This window comes from Anaerostipes faecalis (assembly GCF_018982945.1).
Lineage (GTDB): Bacteria > Bacillota > Clostridia > Lachnospirales > Lachnospiraceae > Anaerostipes > Anaerostipes faecalis.
Map to the genome: position 1 here is coordinate 81,130 of NZ_JABRXE010000004.1, position 17,755 is coordinate 98,884.

Annotated in this window: 17 protein-coding genes and 5 tRNA genes; 19 read left to right on the forward strand and 3 right to left on the reverse strand. The window is 37.4% G+C overall.

What is annotated here, in order from left to right; genetic code table 11:
• Positions 1 to 50: 50 nt before the first annotated feature.
• A complete protein-coding gene (locus tag KTB61_RS05965; protein WP_075760039.1) occupies positions 51 to 854 on the reverse strand; it encodes an MBL fold metallo-hydrolase in 804 nt (267 codons plus the stop codon).
• 107 nt (positions 855 to 961) lie between these two features.
• On the opposite strand from KTB61_RS05965, the gene KTB61_RS05970 reads away from it, so the two are divergent.
• From KTB61_RS05970 to KTB61_RS06030, 13 genes are all read left to right on the forward strand, one after another.
• On the forward strand, positions 962 to 2,362 hold the full coding sequence (locus KTB61_RS05970) for a SpoIIE family protein phosphatase (RefSeq protein WP_075760040.1): 1,401 nt from the start codon (positions 962 to 964) through the stop codon (positions 2,360 to 2,362).
• Between the two features lie 31 nt (positions 2,363 to 2,393).
• Positions 2,394 to 3,725: a tRNA lysidine(34) synthetase TilS gene (gene tilS, locus KTB61_RS05975; RefSeq protein WP_216697025.1), complete on the forward strand. Its 1,332-nt coding sequence runs from the start codon at positions 2,394 to 2,396 to the stop codon at positions 3,723 to 3,725.
• A gap of 1 nt (position 3,726) precedes the next feature.
• On the forward strand, positions 3,727 to 4,245 hold the full coding sequence (gene hpt, locus KTB61_RS05980) for a hypoxanthine phosphoribosyltransferase (RefSeq protein WP_075760042.1): 519 nt from the start codon (positions 3,727 to 3,729) through the stop codon (positions 4,243 to 4,245).
• A gap of 12 nt (positions 4,246 to 4,257) precedes the next feature.
• On the forward strand, positions 4,258 to 6,084 hold the full coding sequence (gene ftsH, locus KTB61_RS05985; protein ID WP_408630305.1) for an ATP-dependent zinc metalloprotease FtsH: 1,827 nt from the start codon (positions 4,258 to 4,260) through the stop codon (positions 6,082 to 6,084).
• A gap of 72 nt (positions 6,085 to 6,156) precedes the next feature.
• Positions 6,157 to 6,238, forward strand: a tRNA-Tyr gene (locus KTB61_RS05990).
• A 4-nt stretch (positions 6,239 to 6,242) separates the two neighbouring features.
• Positions 6,243 to 6,328, forward strand: a tRNA-Leu gene (locus KTB61_RS05995).
• 333 nt (positions 6,329 to 6,661) lie between these two features.
• Positions 6,662 to 7,621 (forward strand): leucine-rich repeat protein, encoded by a 960-nt coding sequence (locus KTB61_RS06000; protein WP_230973639.1) that lies wholly within the window; start codon positions 6,662 to 6,664, stop codon positions 7,619 to 7,621.
• An 11-nt stretch (positions 7,622 to 7,632) separates the two neighbouring features.
• A complete protein-coding gene (locus tag KTB61_RS06005; protein WP_330656330.1) occupies positions 7,633 to 8,949 on the forward strand; it encodes a vWA domain-containing protein in 1,317 nt (438 codons plus the stop codon).
• Positions 8,939 to 10,441, forward strand: coding sequence for an ATP-binding protein (locus tag KTB61_RS06010; protein WP_216697026.1), 1,503 nt, complete (start codon positions 8,939 to 8,941; stop codon positions 10,439 to 10,441). Before KTB61_RS06005 ends, KTB61_RS06010 begins: the two co-directional genes overlap by 11 nt.
• Positions 10,442 to 10,605: 164 nt before the next feature.
• Positions 10,606 to 10,678, forward strand: a tRNA-Gly gene (locus KTB61_RS06015).
• Between the two features lie 190 nt (positions 10,679 to 10,868).
• Positions 10,869 to 12,044 (forward strand): ATP-binding protein, encoded by a 1,176-nt coding sequence (locus KTB61_RS06020; RefSeq protein ID WP_216697027.1) that lies wholly within the window; start codon positions 10,869 to 10,871, stop codon positions 12,042 to 12,044.
• A 283-nt stretch (positions 12,045 to 12,327) separates the two neighbouring features.
• On the forward strand, positions 12,328 to 12,816 hold the full coding sequence (locus KTB61_RS06025; protein ID WP_075760058.1) for a SprT-like domain-containing protein: 489 nt from the start codon (positions 12,328 to 12,330) through the stop codon (positions 12,814 to 12,816).
• Positions 12,817 to 12,909: 93 nt separating this feature from the next.
• Positions 12,910 to 13,437, forward strand: a complete 528-nt coding sequence (locus KTB61_RS06030) for a nitroreductase (RefSeq protein ID WP_075760059.1) — start codon at positions 12,910 to 12,912, stop codon at positions 13,435 to 13,437.
• 115 nt (positions 13,438 to 13,552) lie between these two features.
• On the opposite strand, the gene KTB61_RS06035 is transcribed toward KTB61_RS06030, so the two are convergent.
• The gene (locus KTB61_RS06035; protein WP_075760060.1) at positions 13,553 to 13,759 is read right to left on the reverse strand and encodes a DUF378 domain-containing protein; all 207 of its coding nucleotides are present in this window, start codon (positions 13,757 to 13,759) and stop codon (positions 13,553 to 13,555) included.
• Positions 13,760 to 13,821: 62 nt separating this feature from the next.
• Positions 13,822 to 14,481, reverse strand: a complete 660-nt coding sequence (locus KTB61_RS06040; RefSeq protein ID WP_075760061.1) for an HAD family hydrolase — start codon at positions 14,479 to 14,481, stop codon at positions 13,822 to 13,824.
• Between the two features lie 144 nt (positions 14,482 to 14,625).
• On the opposite strand from KTB61_RS06040, the gene KTB61_RS06045 reads away from it, so the two are divergent.
• From KTB61_RS06045 to KTB61_RS06070, 6 genes are all read left to right on the forward strand, one after another.
• Positions 14,626 to 15,126: an HAD domain-containing protein gene (locus KTB61_RS06045; RefSeq protein WP_216697028.1), complete on the forward strand. Its 501-nt coding sequence runs from the start codon at positions 14,626 to 14,628 to the stop codon at positions 15,124 to 15,126.
• Between the two features lie 11 nt (positions 15,127 to 15,137).
• Positions 15,138 to 15,629: an HD domain-containing protein gene (locus KTB61_RS06050; protein ID WP_075760063.1), complete on the forward strand. Its 492-nt coding sequence runs from the start codon at positions 15,138 to 15,140 to the stop codon at positions 15,627 to 15,629.
• 61 nt (positions 15,630 to 15,690) lie between these two features.
• Positions 15,691 to 15,763, forward strand: a tRNA-Phe gene (locus KTB61_RS06055).
• Between the two features lie 27 nt (positions 15,764 to 15,790).
• Positions 15,791 to 15,861: transfer RNA gene (locus KTB61_RS06060), tRNA-Gly, on the forward strand.
• 55 nt (positions 15,862 to 15,916) lie between these two features.
• Positions 15,917 to 16,558 carry a DNA-3-methyladenine glycosylase family protein gene (locus tag KTB61_RS06065; RefSeq protein WP_075760064.1) on the forward strand — a complete coding sequence of 214 codons (642 nt, stop codon included), beginning with the start codon at positions 15,917 to 15,919 and terminating at the stop codon, positions 16,556 to 16,558.
• Positions 16,559 to 16,576: 18 nt separating this feature from the next.
• Entirely contained in the window at positions 16,577 to 17,734 is a 1,158-nt protein-coding gene (locus tag KTB61_RS06070) for an NAD(P)-dependent malic enzyme (protein WP_216697029.1), read from the forward strand.
• Positions 17,735 to 17,755 lie beyond the last annotated feature (21 nt).

The window sequence follows — 17,755 nt, forward strand, 5'->3', positions numbered from 1 at the left end:
CTGGTGAATAAGGTTTTTAACCTGCTCGCCAGGGGGTTTTATAGATGAAATTAAAATACGATAACATCCTGGTCTTCAGGAATCAGCAGATTTCCAGAATAATATTTTTGTCCTTCTTTTAAATAATTTTCCTGACGATGGGCCATATCATGATCTTCTGTATGCCATAAAACCAGATTTGGTATATTTAATGACTGAGCAAGCTGACAGGCATCTTTTACGGTGCTGTGATGTTTTTCGTAAGGTTTAAAACGATCTCGTTGACTATAAAGACAGAAAGCTTCATGCAGCATCCAGTCAGAACCTTGAACAAATTGATGGAGATTATCCCGGTAAGGTTCATCACCAACGAAGGTAAGTTTGATTCCATTGTCCATATTTACGGAAAAACCAAATTGTTTGTCTTTGGTGGATTCAATGTCAAAAAAGATAAATTTATCTCCAAGGATAGTTTTTGTTTCACCATGCTCAACAATATGAAACAACATGCGGTCATCGAAATACTTATAAAATTTTTTTCTAACTGTCAACGTAGTGAGCGTTTTGATGGTATCTACAAGTTCTTTGTGACAGTAAATATGAAAATCACCATCATATGTTCCGTTGTTCATAAATGTTCCAACAAGACGAATCAGCCATATAACACCAAGAATATGATCTGTATGAGCATGACTGACAAACAAATGATGAATATTTTTTATTGGAATATGGGCATTTTCCAAAGCAGAGAGAATTCCATTTCCACCTCCGGCATCAACAAGAAAGTATTCATCGTTTTTTTTCATGGCATAACATGTATTATAGCAGTTTATAGCACGGGCATTTCCAGTACCAAGAACAATTAATTGGTCCATATCAGTCTCCTTTTGTAATTGATGAAATAATTTGCATTTTATTATATCACATATCGACAAATAATCAGGAGCTCTTTTTTTATAATGGTTGGAAGGAGGGATAAGATATGGAAATCCGTAGTAAAAAAGAGTGCGAAAAGGACAAATTATTTCATGAATTAAATGAGGTGATTTCTTATCATATGAAGGAAATGCAGAATTGTCTTATGACGGCAGGAAAGTTATTTTATGATTATGATCAGGATATATCTGAAAAAAAATCAGGAAAAGAAGTAGTGGAAAGTGCCATTGTGAAAGAGTGTGTCGTATGTAAAGAAAAAAGAAAATGCAGATTTACCATGGAAGAAAAGGATCAGCTGGGTGTCTGCCTTGAGAGGTATGGAAGATTACGATCTGATGATTTCCGTAATTTTCGTTCCTGCAAAAGAGAGAAGGAATTTATCCAGGAAATCAATAGAATTTATGAAAGAGAGTTGTTTCATTTGTCAATGGAACAGGGGCTGATACAAATGCGGAGACTAATAGGAAAGCAATATCTGGAAGCAGGGAATATGCTGGGAGGTTTTGCAGGAGGCCAGTTTGAAATGTCCAAAGGAAATAAGGAGCTGAAACAATCCATAAAAAAACAATTTAAAGAGCAGCATTTAGAGGTGAAAGAAATATATTTTTATGACAATCTGGAAAAAGGAAAGCAGATTTATTTGTTTGTAAAAAGAAGGAGGAGTAGTGAAATATCAGTGAAACAGACAGCTTTGATATTATCAGAAACTCTAAAGAAAAAAATGCAGCCTCTTCCTGGACAAAAAAAGATGATTGGCAGTGGATATGAAATGCTGGGATTTGTACAAGCACCAAGATTCCATGTGTTGGGCGGTGTTATATCAAAACCGTGCAGGGATGGTGATAAGAACGGAGATAGTTTTTCTATGAAGAATATCGGGGAAAAACGTTTTATTTCTATTATTTCAGATGGAATGGGGACGGGAGATAATGCAAGCAGGGAAAGCAGGAAGAATATTGAAACTCTGGAAGAACTTTTAGAAGCAGGAATCAGTGAGACCAAAGCCATTACATTGCTACACTCTTTGTTTTTGCTTCAGCCGGAAAAGGAACAATATGCTACCATTGATTATCTGCAGATTGATTTGTTTGCAGGAATCGGAACATCCTTGAAAATAGGTGCCTGTCCATCTTTTTTGAAAAGAAAAGGAAAGGTGGAAATTCTGCCGTCAGAGACTCTTCCAATTGCGTATAAAGATGATAAAGCAATCCCTTTTTGTCGTAAGAAGCTGGAAAGTGAAGATATGATTCTTCAGGTCAGTGATGGAGTTCTGGATTCCATAGAGGGAGATGGAATAGAAAAGATATGTGAATATATGGAAGAAATACAGGCAATCCGACCGCAAACATTTGTAGAGCAGCTAATGGAAAAATTACAGGAGACAAAAGGATTTGAGAAAAGAGATGATATGACAATGATTGCTCTGGGAATTTGGGATAAGTATTGAATAAAAAATCCTGTAATGTTAAAGTGATATTATGGAAAAAGTTATACAATTTATAAAAAACAGATCTTTAATAGAGGAAAATGACAGGATTCTGGTTGGTGTCTCTGGTGGGGCAGATTCTGTTTATCTGCTTCGGGTTTTGTGTGCTCTTCAGGAGAAGATGAATCTTTCCATAAAAGCAATTCATGTAAACCATCAGATTCGTAAGGAAGCAGCAGGAGATCAGGAATTTGTAGAAACCTTATGTGCCAGATGGAAGGTACCTTGTAAAGTAGTGTCTGTGGATGTAAAAAAGATAGCCAAAAAGTATAAGCTTACTCTTGAGGAGGCGGGGAGAAAAGCACGATATGAGATTTTTTACAAAGAAAGAGATGCATTAGGAGGAGGGAAAATTGCAGTTGCTCATCATCAAAATGATCAGGCAGAAACTTTTTTGTTTCGCATTGCCAGGGGTACCGGGATTGAAGGTGCAGGTGCAATGAAAGCATTTGATGATCCACTGATTCGTCCTTTGTTATGTATGAAAAAGGCTGAAATCCAGGAAGAATTGATAAAAGCAGGACAAGATTGGGTGGAAGATGCCACTAATGAGGATAATGCATATGCGAGAAACCAGATTCGAAATCAGATTATACCGCTGATGGAGGAAGTGAATCCCAGGACGGTAGAACATATTGCATTTTTATCAGAGGATATTCAAGAAGTGATGGAATATTTAAAAACTGTATTGGAAAAGCAATATCATAAGATTGTAAAAAGAGATGAAGAAAGAAGGCTTATCGACTGGATAGATTTAAAAAAGCAGGATTTGTGGATACAGAAACAAATCGTAAAAAGAGCTTTGGAGGAAACAGCAGGAAGAAGAAAAGATATTGAGAAGAGACATGTAAGAGATGTTTTTTCCCTGATGGAGAAAGACAGCGGAAAGCAGATTTCACTGCCCTATCAGATGGTGGCTGAGAAAAGTTATCAGTATATTATCCTGAAGAAAAAAGGATGTGAGAAAAAGCAGCAAGTACAAGGGATTCTTCGGCAGGAAAAAATTCAGGATTTTTCAAATATATTGGAAAAGGATTGTATCAAAATCATTGATTATGATAAAATAGAAAATGGTATACAATTGCGCTATCGAAAGCCTGGAGATTTTTTTGTTTTTGGAACTGAGGGCAGGAAGAAATCTTTAAATCGCTTTTTTATTGATGAAAAGATTCCAAGAGAGATGAGAGATCAGATTCCTTTGGCGGCAGATGGAAATCATATTGTCTGGATTGTTGGCAGAAGAGTCAGCAGTCATTATCAGGTTTCGGATAAAACAAAACAATATCTGAAATTGGAATTCATAAGAGAAAAAGGAGATGAATAGCATGGCTAAGATCAGAGAATTAATTTCGGAAGAAAAAGTTGATCAGAAAATTGCTGAGATGGGGGCACAGATTAGTAAGGATTATGAGGGAAAAGAGGTTCATTTAATTGCAATTTTAAAAGGAAGTGTTTTTTTTGCCTGTGAGCTTGCAAAGAGAATCACTGTACCGGTAACCATTGACTTTATGTCTGTATCCAGTTATGGAGATTCCAGAGAGTCTTCAGGAATTGTAAAGATTGCAAAGGATTTAGATGAACCGATTCAGGGAAAGGAAGTTCTGGTAGTAGAAGACATTATTGATTCTGGAAAAACTCTGAATCATTTAAAACCTATGTTATTGAGCAGAGGGCCAGCCTCTTTAAATCTTTGTACATTGCTGAATAAACCGGAAAGACGTGAAGTGGAAGTAGAAGTGAAGTATATTGGATTTGATGTGCCAGACGAGTTTGTTGTCGGGTATGGACTGGACTTTGCACAAAAATACCGCAACTTACCATATATTGGAGTGGCAGAGGAATAGAGAGGAGACATAATATTGAACCAGAAGAGAAGTAGTAATGGTTTTTTGATACTGATTATTTTGTTTGCTATAGGAATTTATTATTTCTCAAATATGTTACAGACAGGAAGTAAAGATTATTCATATCAGCAGTTTATAAGTGATGTGAAAGCTGACAAAGTAGTAAGTGTAACATTTGAACAGAATAAAGAAGTACCAACAGGAAAACTGACAGCAGAATATAAAAAGAATGTTTACCGCAGTTGTGAACTTACCAACGTTGCAGAAACAATGAAAGAAGTGAAGTCGGTTTCTCCAAAATTAAAGATGACTTTAAAGCCGATCGATCATAGTGGAGAGATGATCACAAATATTATCGGTATACTTGTTCCGGTGGGAGTTGTCATTTTGTTTATGGTCATGATGATGAGACAAAATGGCGGCGGTAATGGCAAAATGATGGACTTTGGAAAGAGCCGTGCCAAACTTGCCAATCCAAATGGTAAGAAGGTTACCTTCAGAGATGTGGCAGGTCTGGATGAAGAGAAAGAGGAACTGGAAGAAGTTGTTGAATTTTTGAAGAATCCTGCCAAATTTATTAAAATCGGAGCTAGAATCCCTAAAGGAGTACTGCTTGTGGGGCCTCCGGGAACAGGAAAGACTCTGCTTGCAAAAGCTGTTGCAGGTGAAGCCAATGTACCATTTTTCAGCATTTCAGGTTCAGATTTTGTAGAAATGTTTGTTGGTGTAGGTGCGGCACGTGTGCGAGATCTTTTTGCAGAAGCAAAGAAAAATTCACCATGTATTGTATTTATCGATGAAATTGATGCGGTAGCACGCCGAAGAGGTTCTGGTCTTGGCGGTGGACATGACGAAAGAGAACAGACATTAAATCAGATGCTGGTTGAAATGGATGGTTTTGGTGTTAATGAGGGAATCATTATGATTGCTGCCACTAACCGTGTTGATATTCTGGATCCGGCTATTCTTCGTCCAGGACGATTTGACAGAAAAGTTGGTGTCGGACGTCCGGATATTAAAGGGCGTGAAGAAATTCTTAAAATACACAGTCGCGAAAAGCCGCTGGGTGATGATGTGGATCTTCATGAAATTGCAAGAACAACAGCTGGTTTTGTAGGTGCAGATCTGGAAAATCTTATGAATGAAGCGGCGATTCATGCTGCAAGACAGGATCGTGCTTATATTGTAAAAGAAGATATCGACAAATCCTTTATTAAAGTCGGAATAGGAACAGAAAAGAAAAGCCGTGTGGTTCCGGAAAGTGAACGAAAGATTACGGCTTATCATGAGTCAGGTCATGCAATCCTGTTCCATCTTCTTCCAGATGTAGGACCCGTTTATACTGTTTCAATTATTCCTACAGGAACGGGGGCAGCAGGATATACAATGCCACTTCCTGAAAGAGATAATGTCTTTATGACAAAAGGAAAAATGATTCAGGATATTATGGTAAGTCTGGGAGGAAGAATTGCCGAAGAACTGATATTTGATGATATTACCACAGGAGCATCTCAGGATATTAAACAGGTAACTCAGCTGGCACGTTCCATGGTTACTAAATTTGGTATGTCAGAGGAACTGGGTCTGATCAACTATGATACAGGTGACAGTGATGAGGTCTTCCTAGGTAAAGAAATCGGTCAGCAAAGACCATATGGAGAGCATATTGCTACTGTTATCGATGAAGAAGTCAAGAAGATTGTCAACAAGTGTTATACCGACGCAAAGTCAATGATCGAAGAGCATATGGATGTCCTTCATAAATGTGCAGAACTTCTGCTGGAAAAAGAAAGAATTAACCAGGCAGAGTTTGAAGCTTTATTTTATGAAGAAAACTAAAATAAAATGAAAAAAATACTTGCATTTTACCTGATGATAAAGTATAATCTTAAATTGTCAGGTAAATGACTTGGTGGGATTCCCGAGTGGCCAAAGGGGGCAGACTGTAAATCTGTTGGCAACGCCTTCGAAGGTTCGAATCCTTCTCCCACCATTTTGCCGCAGTGGCGGAACTGGCAGACGCGCAGGACTTAAAATCCTGTTCGAGTTAAATCGAGTACCGGTTCGATTCCGGTCTGCGGCATTAAATCAGAGTAGAGGAAACGTTGGATTTACAGCGTTTCCTTTATTTTTTTATTACATAGGAAATTTCTTTGGATTTCCTATGTAATAAAAAATGCTCCGCACGGATGTGCACGATGTGCAAAGGAAAGCAGTTAAAACTGCTGCACATCGGCATGCAAAGCGGAGCAAGTCCCTCATGATTGAGGAATACAGGGAGTTGATAGCGGATTTGTCCGCTTTTTTTATTAGGAAAGATTTCAAATATGTTTCTGTGATTGATATTTCCTCTCAGACGGCTATAATAAAAATGTACAAAATTGTGAGAAAATCACTGAAACGAGGATAAAAACAAATGCTTAGGATAGAGTATAGAGATATAAAAGATGGAGTTGAGGTTCTTCGTTGTTTTGGCAATGATTCTACGATAACATTGCCGGAAAGCATTGAAGGAAAACCAATTCTTAAAATTGGGAACTATGCTTTTTCTCAATACAAGAAAAAAGAAGAAGAAGCTAAATCCATTACCCTTGGAGCTGTTTTTGAAAATTCTGCTTTGGAAATGATATGTGGAGATAAAGTAAGAGAAGTGTATCTTTCGTCAAAGACAGAAGAAATCGGGAAATATGCTTTTTATGGTTGTATCAATCTAGAGAAACTTGGTTTTTCCGATGCTCTTCTTCGAACAGGAACAGGAATTTTCACTGGATGTAAATTAAAAGAAATCAGGCTGGATTTATATCAGGGGAGAAAATCTGCATTAAGAGATATTGTCACTGATACAAGATTTCCGTTGAAGACTAAGCTGCTATATCATAAAAATGAGCATATAGAAGAAGTAAGTCTTATTTTTCCGGAATATTATGAAGAAGCAGTGGAAAATACACCTGCAAGGATTATTGAGAATCATTTTCATGGAACCGGATACAAGTATCGCCAGTGCTTTTTCAGGGGAGAGGTAGATTATGAGAAATATGATGACCTGTTTACAGAAGCAGTGGTTTTAGAGGATGAAGATATAATCAGTGATATTGCATTTGGAAGATTGTTGTATCCATATGATCTGACGGAACACCATAAACAGGAATATCTGGATTATATTAGTAGTCATCAGAGTGAAATGATGAAAGCATTGATCAATCATGAGGACATGGATGGAATTAAGATATTTTCCTTTAAAAATATTTGGACCAGAGAATGTATAGATGAAGCAATTGATCTGGCATCAGCAAAGGGAAAAACAGAGATACTTAGTTACTTAATGGATGAAAAGAATCGGAAATTTTCAAAGAAAAAAAAGACATTTGAATTATAGGGGAATGAAACGTGGAAGAAAATTTAAATGAGCGTCTGGATCAGATTGGAAAACAGATCCTGAGAGCTACGAGAAATGAATTATATATTCATATGCGGTTTCTGGATGTGGCATTAAGCAGCTTTTTTTATGTTATGGATCCATCAGTTACCACATTTGCCACAGATGGGAATAACATGTTTTTTCATCCGGCAGCAATCGGAGGTATGTTTCGTCAGAGCAGGATTTCCATGAATCGCAGTTATCTGCATATGGTACTTCATTGTCTGCTCCATCATGTAACCCGGAGGAGAAAAAGAGACATACAGATGTGGAATCTGGCATGTGATATTGCAGTAGAATCTATTATGGATCACTGGTATCTGAAATGTATTCATAAGCCACAGACATGGCTTAGAAAAGATACATACAGGAAACTGGAAAAATCCATGAAGGTTATGACAGCAGAGGGAATTTACCGGCAGCTTATGGTATGGAATCAGCAGGGGAATGATCTGGAAGCAATAGGAAGGGAATTTTATTGTGATGATCATAGGTACTGGCCGGATGATCCTCAGAAGAAGATGAATCAGGAAATTGAAAATAAATGGAAAAATATCAGTGAAAAAACAGAGACGGATATGGAGACATTTTCCAGTGAGGAATCACAGGAGTCTGGAAATTTAATGGAACAGGTTCAGGTAGAAAACAGGGAACGATATGATTATCGGGAGTTTCTGAGGAAATTTGCAACGTTAAGAGAAGAGGTGACCATCGATCCTGATACATTTGATTATACGTTTTACACTTATGGATTATCCATGTATGGAAACATGCCGCTGATTGAGCCTCAGGAATGGAAAGAGGTGAAAAAAGTCCAGGAATTTGCCATTGTCATTGATACATCTATGTCTTGTTCAGGGGATCTGGTCAAAAAATTTCTGGAGGAAACCTATGGAGTGTTAAGTCAGCAGCAAAGTTTCTTTCATAAAGTGAATATTCATATTATTCAGTGTGATGAAGAAGTCCAGAATGATCGAAAGATTACCGATGAGCGGGAATTAAAAGAATATATGGAAAATCTTGAGCTTGTGGGGGAAGGCGGAACAGACTTTCGTCCTGCATTTGAATATGTGGATTCCCTGATTGAAAAAGGAGAATTTCATCAGTTAAAAGGGCTGATTTATTTTACCGATGGAAAAGGTACTTATCCGAAAAAAATGCCATCTTACGAGACTGCTTTCATTTTTATGCAGGAAGAATATGAAGACACACAGGTACCGCCATGGGCAATAAAACTAGTCATTGATGCACAAGATCTGGAAGAAGGAGAAGAAAATGAACATTAAAAGAGCAAAACAGGAAATAAAGAATTCCATTGAAGCCTATCTTCATAAAAATGAATATGGGGAATATATGATACCATCTATTCGTCAGCGACCAGTCCTTTTGATGGGACCTCCAGGAATTGGAAAGACACAGATTATGGAGCAGATTGCAAAAGAATGTCAGATTGGTCTGGTAGCATACACCATTACTCATCATACAAGACAGAGTGCGGTGGGACTCCCTTTTATTAAAGAAAAGGAATATGGTGGACAGACTTATTCTGTAACGGAATATACTATGAGCGAGATTATAGCATCAGTTTATAACAAAATTGAGCAGACAGGGATGAAAGAGGGTATTCTGTTTATTGATGAAATAAATTGTGTATCCGAGACTTTAGCACCGACCATGCTCCAGTTTCTGCAATGTAAAATGTTTGGAAATCAAAGTGTACCGGAAGGCTGGATTATCGTAGCAGCAGGAAATCCGCCGGAATATAATAAATCTGTTCGGGAGTTTGATGTGGTAACACTGGACAGAATCAAAAGAATCGATGTGGAAGCAGATTATGAGGTATGGAAAGAATATGCATATAAAACAGGAATTCATCCATCGATTCTTGCGTACCTTGAGATAAAAAAAGATTGTTTCTATCGAATGGAAACTACAATTGATGGAAAGGCTTTTGTTACAGCCAGAGGATGGGAAGACCTTTCACAGCTGATCTGGGTATATGAAAATCTTGATAAATCCATTGACAGGGAAGTGGTTTATCAATATCTTCAGCATCAGAAAATAGCAAAAGACTTTGCCAATTATTATGAATTATATAAGAAATACCGAAAGGATTATGGAATTGAGCGAATTCTTAAAGGGGAGTTCCATAGTGAAACGATCAATCGTTTAAAATTTGCAGCATTTGACGAAAAACTAAGTGTAGTCAGTTTATTAAATGGAAAACTTGCAGAAATGTTTAAAAGCTGTTTTATAACAGATGCCTATGTAACAGAATTATTCCAGTGTTTAAAAGATTTTAAATCCAATGGATCCATGGAGCAGACTTTAGAAACAGCAAAATCTGTTTTTGAGCAAAAGAAAAAGGCAGAGCAGCTATTAAAGCAGGAAGAGTATATCAGAAAGGATGTCATTCATAAGCTGGAAACATATCAGAAAATGATTATGGAAGAACATCTGGATTCTGAAGATGCCTTTGAAGCTGTAAGGGAGGATTTCAATAAAGAAACTGTTCGTAGAGAAGAAGAGATTGACGAAACATCAAGAGCATTGGAACATGCATTTGATTTTATGGAACAGGCTTTTGGTGAAAGTCAGGAAATGGTCGTATTTGTAACAGAATTAAATGTAAATTATTACAGTGTACAGTTTATTAAAGAAAATGGATGTGATAAATATTACCAGTATAATAAAGGTCTTTTGTTTGATGAGCAGCAGGAGCAGATACTGGAAGATTTAAATGATATAGAACAGAAAATAGAAGGAACTTTAGTTTAGTTCCTTCTATATTTCTGCTGGTTTCGGGGCATAATCTTTTCTGGGTATCTAAGCACCATAGATAGATGTATGAAAGAAATATATGAATATCAATAGAATATAAAAAAACTGTTGACAGAATAGATGAAATGGGGTACAATCATCATTGTCTGAAAAACAGATATGCGATAGTGGCGTAGTTGGTAACGCGCGACCTTGCCAAGGTCGAGACCGCGGGTTCGAGCCCCGTCTATCGCTTTTTTATTTTAACCCACGTTTTGCGTGGGTTTTTTTATTACATAGGAAATTCTTTTAAATTTCCTATATAACCAAAACGCTCCATGCCAATGGCAGCGATGATATCTTCTTGAGTTTTTTTCTGGAACTGCGTATAATAAAGAAAGCCTATTGAAACAGTAGGAATAAAAGAAAGGGAATAGAAAAACTCATGGAGCAGAATTTATTGGATATAGATTACAAAGAAATTAGCCGGCTTCGTCCGGAGAAATATCAGCTGATTGATATTCGAGAGGAGACTTCAGTTGCATATGGGATGATTCCAGGAGCAGTTCATATTCCAGAACATGAAATATGGGATAGAATGCAGGAATTTGAGACCGGTAAGAAAATAATTCTATATTGCATGAAAGGGATATTCAGTCAGAAAATAGCAAAAAAACTTAGAGAGAAGGGAATTGATGCCTATAGTCTGGCAAAAGGATATACAGGGTGGCTTTTGGAAAGTATGAGAGACCAGCAGGAGCAGAAGGCAGAAGATCTTGAGGAGAGAAGAAAGGATATAGAAAAGAGCATTCAGAAGAAGTTCAAAAAGAAATTGTTTTCCAGATTTGCAAAGGCAATTAACCGATATGAATTGGTTAAGGAAAACGATAAGATTGCAGTTTGTATTTCTGGTGGAAAAGATTCTATGCTTATGGCAAAATTATTTCAGGAGCTTAAACGGCATAATAAATTTCCTTTTGAAGTAGAATATCTGGTGATGGATCCTGGATATAGTGAAGCCAATCGAAAAGTAATTGAAAACAATGCTAAGCTTTTGAATATCCCGATTACTATTTTTGAATCGGATATTTTTGATGCAGTGTATGAAATTGAAAAATCACCTTGCTATTTATGTGCCAGAATGCGAAGAGGTTATTTATACAGCAAGGCAAAAGAGCTTGGATGTAATAAGATTGCCTTAGGACATCATTATGATGATGTAATCGAAACAATTTTAATGGGAATGCTTTATGGAGGACAGGTACAGACGATGATGCCTAAACTGCATAGTACTAATTTTGAAGGAATGGAGCTGATTCGTCCGTTATATCTGATTCGTGAGGAAGATATTAAACACTGGAGAGACTATAATAATCTGCATTTTATTCAATGTGCCTGCCGGTTTACTGATACATGTACCACGTGCCGGTCTGATGGAAGCAGTGTCTCCAAACGAATGGAGATTAAGAGGATGATTGCAGATATGAAAAAAACAAATCCTTTTGTAGAAAGTAATATTTTTAAAAGTGTAGAAAATGTTAATCTCAGTACTATTGTGGCCTATAAAGAAAATGGCATAAAACATCACTTTTTAGATGACTATGAATATCCGAAAAATTAGTCTCCCTAAAATGGTTAAAACCTGTAAAGTTTGTGGAGAAAATCCAACGATTATATCAGATGAGGGATGACTCCCGCCTCTGTAGGCGGTGAGCAACAATTATGTATCAGTGGCGGGTTTCAATCCCCCATCTGATATACGCTCCGCGAGGATGCGCAGGAATTCGGATTGGAAGTATGTCTGCTATGCAGACCCGAATTCCGCGCCAAGACTCGCGAGCGAGTCTTGAAAGCTTGCGGATTATGAAATTACAGCATGCAATATTTGATAGAAAGGGAAATACATGAGAGATTTACAACGAATTGCGCAGGAGTGTATCAATGAACTGGATCAGATAAATATTCCCTATGGAAATGTGGAGAAGTTTGTTTCTAATCAGCGTTTTTCAAGAACATGGGGACGTTGTCAGAAGACATCTGGCGGGTTTTTGATACAAATATCTGAAAAACTTTTACAGGATCATGTGCCAATGGAAGCTTTGAAGCAGACAATACTTCATGAAATGATTCATACCTGTCCCGGGTGCTTCAATCATCAGAGAGAGTGGAAACGGATGGCTGCATTAGTTAATGATACTTATGGATATAATATAAAAACATACTCGGATGCGGAAGAATTGGGAATGTCTCCAGTTGTCAGAAAAGTAAAGCATCGTTTTGTGTGCACAGGATGTGGACTGGTGATTGAAAGGCAGAAAGAAAGTAAGTTTACAAAAAATTATAAAAAATATTATTGCAGCAGATGTAAGGGAAGATTTCAGAAAGAATTTTGATTTTCCTCAAAAAGACTGATTGTAAGATATTCTTGTATATAATGAATAACATGTTACAATAAATAATAAAATAATAGAAAGGCAGGGAACTAGATGGGAGAAACATTAACAGCAATTAAAGATAGAAGAAGTGTGCGTAAATTCAAATCTGATATGATTCCAAAAGAGATTATAAACCAGATTATAGAAGCAGGTACATATGCAGCGACAGGAATGGACAGACAGTCGCCAATTATTATTGCAGTAACTAATAAGGAACTTAGAGATAAACTGTCAAAAATGAATGCAGTATTTATGGGAAAAGATGAAAGCTTTGATCCTTTTTATGGTGCACCTGTGGTTTTAATCGTTCTTGCAAATAAAGCAATGCCAACATATATTTATGATGGAAGTCTTGTTATGGGAAATCTCATGGTGGCAGCACAAGATCTGGGAATCGGCAGCTGCTGGATTCATCGTGCAAAAGAAGAATTTGAATCTGAAGAAGGTAAGAAAATTTTAAAGGAACTTGGAATTGAGGGAGAATATGAAGGAATCGGACATTGTGTTTTAGGATATGCAGATACTCCGAAAACAGAAGCTTCTCCAAGAAAAGATTCTTATGTTTACTATATAGAATAATTTACCTGGGCATCATTCTTTTGTATATCAGATGAGGGATGACTCCCGCCTCTGTAGGCGGTGAGCAACAATTATGAAAATGTTAAAAGGCGGATTCTGGCAGAATCCGCCTTTATTACACATCTTTGCCACAGTGTCTGTAAAAGGTCAGTAAATATAGTCCACACAAACCAACCAGGTCATAAATAATTCTGGTAAGAGCAGTCATATTGCCAAATAGAAAAGCAACCAGATCAAAGCGGAAAAATCCTATCAGTCCCCAGTTGATTGCACCAATTATCACAATAGTCAAAGCGGTGCAGTCTAGAAATTTGTTTCCCATAGAAGCCTCCTTTTCATGTATCAAAAATTCTATGGATACAGTATGGCTAAAATGCATAAAATTTATTCAGAAAGAATTTCACGGAAAGAACGAATCACTTTGATGACACCTGGCTTTTCTTTAAATGGGGTAAAATCTTTATCAGATGCCATGACAATAATATTGGAACATCCTGCCTGATAAGCATTTCGAATACCAGAACCGGAATCTTCAAAAATAAGACTTTTTTCAGGAGAAGATCCAAGAATATGGCAGGCATCCTGAAACATTGCAACTTTGTTTTCGTAAGTTCCATCATCATACACGATATTTTCTCTTGGAATCCAATGATCAAGATGAAAATGTTCGATAAAAAAATCAATATTTTCTTTGATTGAAGCAGATGCAATAGTAAAAGGAATTTTTTTTGCTGTTAAATAGTCAAAATATTCAGTTACACCGTCTACCAGATGAAAATTTTCTTTATCTTTGAGGCAGTTTTGACGATACAGACTTTCTTTTTTCTTTGAATAATAATCAATCTGTTCCTGTGAAAAGGTACCGTTGGATAGCATTTCAATGTTTTTTTGATTAGGACTTCCGTTAATTTTTGTCTGCAGCTCTTCCATGGTAATCCCGGTTCCGCGGATTTCTTTGGAAATTTCATTCCAGGCTGCAATATGTTTATCATCATCTAAAAATAAAGTTCCATTAAAATCAAAAATAATACAGTCAGTATTCATCTTATTAACTCCTTTCAAATATTCCATAATTGTAGCATATATTTTAGGGTCGGTAAATGTCATTTCCAGGGATTCATTGCGGATTCAAATGAAAAAGAGTATAATATTAAAAAAGTCAGTTGTTCCATGAAGGAGGAATCTTAAATGAAAGTTATTTTTCTGGATGTGGATGGTGTTCTGAATTCTCAGGACCTGTTTGAAAGATGTGGTGAGGAACTGGTTCCGATAGATGAAGAGAATATCAGATTTCTAAAAGAAATCGTAGATGCCACCGGAGCTAAAATCGTATTGTCTTCATCCTGGAGATATGGATGGGCAGAGCATAGTGATGATGTACAGGACTGGTGTCAGCTCCTGGTAGATTATTTGGCTAAATATGGTCTGAAGATTATTGATAAGACAGCATATTTAAGTTCAGGCCGTAGAGAAGATGAAATCAGGGATTGGCTGGTACATTGTGATGAAAGAGTAGAGAGTTTTGTTATTTTAGATGATGGAGAATATGACTGGTATCGGCATGGATATGATAAGCACCTGGTTAAAACTGATTTCTGTACTGGTGGATTAAGGGAAGCGCATGTAAAAGAGGCAATTAATATTTTAAATAAGAAACCATTTTGGAAGTTCTGGAAAAGACAGAAATAAGGAGGCATAAGATGACAGCCAGATTGATTACAAAGATGATTGAGTATTATCAAGGAGATCCAAAACGTATCCAGCATTTTCTTAAGGTATATGCTTATGCAAAAACAATCGGAGAGCAAGAGGGGCTGGATGAGAAAACACAGAAGATTTTGGAGACAGCAGCAGTAACTCATGATATAGGAATCAAGATCAGTGAAGAGAAGTATCAAAGCAGTGTAGGAAAATATCAGGAGATGGAAGGTCCGGCTGTTGCCCGGATAATGCTTGAAGACATGGAGTTTGAAAAGGAAATCATTGATAGAGTATGCTTTCTTATAGGACATCACCATACATACGACAGAATAGATGCCATAGATTATCAGATTTTAGTGGAAGCAGATTTTCTGGTTAACCTGGCTGAAGAGGGCAGTTCCAGAGAAACAATAGACACTGTAAAAGAGAAAATTTTCCGTACAGCAACGGGGATATTTCTGATTGAAAAAATTTTTGAAAAAATAGCTTGATATCTAGAGCACAATGTGGTAAAGTATAGAAGTCGCAGAAATGAGGACACTCATTATGAGAGCCCAGATAGCTCAGTCGGTAGAGCAGAGGACTGAAAATCCTCGTGTCGCTGGTTCGATTCCGGCTCTGGGCATTGCCGAGAGGCATATGAATTTTATATGCGGGTGTAGTTCAATGGTAGAACTCCAGCCTTCCAAGCTGATCACGTGGGTTCGATTCCCATCACCCGCTTTTTTAAGAAGAATGTTTCGACATTCTTCTTTTTTTGTTTTATAATGAAAACAGTATGAAATATTTTGATTATGGTGAGAAGGAACTAAATTATTTGAAATCCAAAGATAAAGTTTTGGGAGAGGTTATTGATCAGATAGGAATGATTCGAAGGGAGGTTCTTCCAGATTTTTTCGAGGCTTTGGTAAATTCAATTGTTGGGCAGCAGATTACAACAAAAGCCCAGCAGACAATCTGGAGACGTATGAAAGAGGTTCTGGGAGATATAACACCGAATAAAATAGTATCTATGGAGGAGGAAGAACTTCAGGGCTTTGGAATTTCTTATCGAAAAGTCCGTTACATTAAATCAGCGGCTCAAAAAATACTTTCAGGTGAATTAAAGGTAGGAGCTTTGAGGGAAATGGATGATCAGCAGATTTGCGACTGCCTGGTGAAACTGGATGGTGTAGGAGTGTGGACGGCACAGATGCTGATGATATTTTCCATGGAGCGTCCGGATGTTTTAAGTTATGGAGATCTGGCCATTCAAAAAGGACTTCGAATGATTTATCATCACCGAAAAATAACCAGAGAACTTTTTCATAAGTATCAAAGACGTTATTCCCCATATGGAACAGTTGCAGGTTTTTATTTATGGGCAGTCGCCGGAGGTGCTATAGAAGGGTTGAAAGATTATGCACCAAAAAAGAAATGAGTAAAGGAGAAATAAGACATGGATTACAACAAACTGGCACTGAATATGCATGAACAGAACAAAGGAAAAGTAGCAGTACGTTCAAAGGTAGCAGTAAAGACAAGAGATGATTTGAGTACTGCATATACTCCGGGAGTTGCAGAACCTTGTAGAAAGATTCGTGATAATAAGGATGAGGTATATCGTTATACAGCAAAAGGTAATCTGGTAGCTGTTGTTTCTGATGGAACTGCAGTACTGGGATTGGGTGATATTGGACCGGAAGCTGCCATGCCTGTTATGGAAGGAAAGGCAATTCTCTTTAAAGAATTTGCTGATATCGATGCATTCCCAATCTGTCTTGATACAAAAGATACGGAGGAGATTATTCAGACTGTCAAGAATATTGCTCCGACTTTTGGAGGAATTAATCTGGAAGATATCTCTGCACCAAGATGTTTTGAAATTGAACGCAGATTAAAAGAAGAACTGGATATTCCGGTATTCCATGATGATCAGCATGGAACTGCTATTGTTGTTGCAGCGGGACTGCTAAATGCACTAAGATATGTGGGGAAATCTTTAGAAGAAGTGAATATAGTAATCAATGGCGCTGGTTCTGCTGGTATTTCTATTTGCAGATTATTACTTCAGTTTGGTGTGGGAAATATTGTTCTGGTAGATCAGAAGGGTGCATTATGTCCGGGAGAAGACTGGATGAATCCTGCACAGGCGGAAATGGCAGAAAAGACAAATAAAGATAAGCAGACCGGTCCGCTGGCAGAGATTATCAAAGGGAAAGATGTCTTTATTGGAGTATCTGCACCAAATATCGTTACAGCCGAGATGGTGTCTACTATGGCGGATGATGCGATCATCTTTGCCATGGCAAATCCAACACCGGAAATTATGCCGGATGAGGCTAAAAAAGGTGGGGCAAAAGTCATTGCTACCGGACGTTCTGACTTTCCAAATCAGATTAACAATGTGCTGGTATTCCCTGGAATCTTTCGTGGAGCCCTGGATGCAAGAGCCAGTCAGATCACAGAATCTATGAAGATGGCTGCAGCAAGAGCCATTGCCGGAATTATCACAGAAGAGGAATTGAATGACGAATATATTATTCCGGGAGCATTTGATGAAAGAGTTTGTGCTGCAGTGGCAAAAGCAGTAGCGGAAGAAAGCAAAAAATTATAACAGCTGACTGATATAGAAATG

Coding starts and splice junctions, on each gene's coding strand:
- KTB61_RS05965 (WP_075760039.1), bottom strand. CDS start 854: ATGGACCAATTAATTGTTCTTGGTACTGGAAATGCCCGTGCTATAAAC.
- KTB61_RS05970 (WP_075760040.1), top strand. CDS start 962: ATGGAAATCCGTAGTAAAAAAGAGTGCGAAAAGGACAAATTATTTCAT.
- tilS (WP_216697025.1), top strand. CDS start 2,394: ATGGAAAAAGTTATACAATTTATAAAAAACAGATCTTTAATAGAGGAA.
- hpt (WP_075760042.1), top strand. CDS start 3,727: ATGGCTAAGATCAGAGAATTAATTTCGGAAGAAAAAGTTGATCAGAAA.
- KTB61_RS06000 (WP_230973639.1), top strand. CDS start 6,662: ATGCTTAGGATAGAGTATAGAGATATAAAAGATGGAGTTGAGGTTCTT.
- KTB61_RS06010 (WP_216697026.1), top strand. CDS start 8,939: ATGAACATTAAAAGAGCAAAACAGGAAATAAAGAATTCCATTGAAGCC.
- KTB61_RS06020 (WP_216697027.1), top strand. CDS start 10,869: ATGGAGCAGAATTTATTGGATATAGATTACAAAGAAATTAGCCGGCTT.
- KTB61_RS06025 (WP_075760058.1), top strand. CDS start 12,328: ATGAGAGATTTACAACGAATTGCGCAGGAGTGTATCAATGAACTGGAT.
- KTB61_RS06030 (WP_075760059.1), top strand. CDS start 12,910: ATGGGAGAAACATTAACAGCAATTAAAGATAGAAGAAGTGTGCGTAAA.
- KTB61_RS06035 (WP_075760060.1), bottom strand. CDS start 13,759: ATGGGAAACAAATTTCTAGACTGCACCGCTTTGACTATTGTGATAATT.
- KTB61_RS06040 (WP_075760061.1), bottom strand. CDS start 14,481: ATGAATACTGACTGTATTATTTTTGATTTTAATGGAACTTTATTTTTA.
- KTB61_RS06045 (WP_216697028.1), top strand. CDS start 14,626: ATGAAAGTTATTTTTCTGGATGTGGATGGTGTTCTGAATTCTCAGGAC.
- KTB61_RS06050 (WP_075760063.1), top strand. CDS start 15,138: ATGACAGCCAGATTGATTACAAAGATGATTGAGTATTATCAAGGAGAT.
- KTB61_RS06065 (WP_075760064.1), top strand. CDS start 15,917: ATGAAATATTTTGATTATGGTGAGAAGGAACTAAATTATTTGAAATCC.
- KTB61_RS06070 (WP_216697029.1), top strand. CDS start 16,577: ATGGATTACAACAAACTGGCACTGAATATGCATGAACAGAACAAAGGA.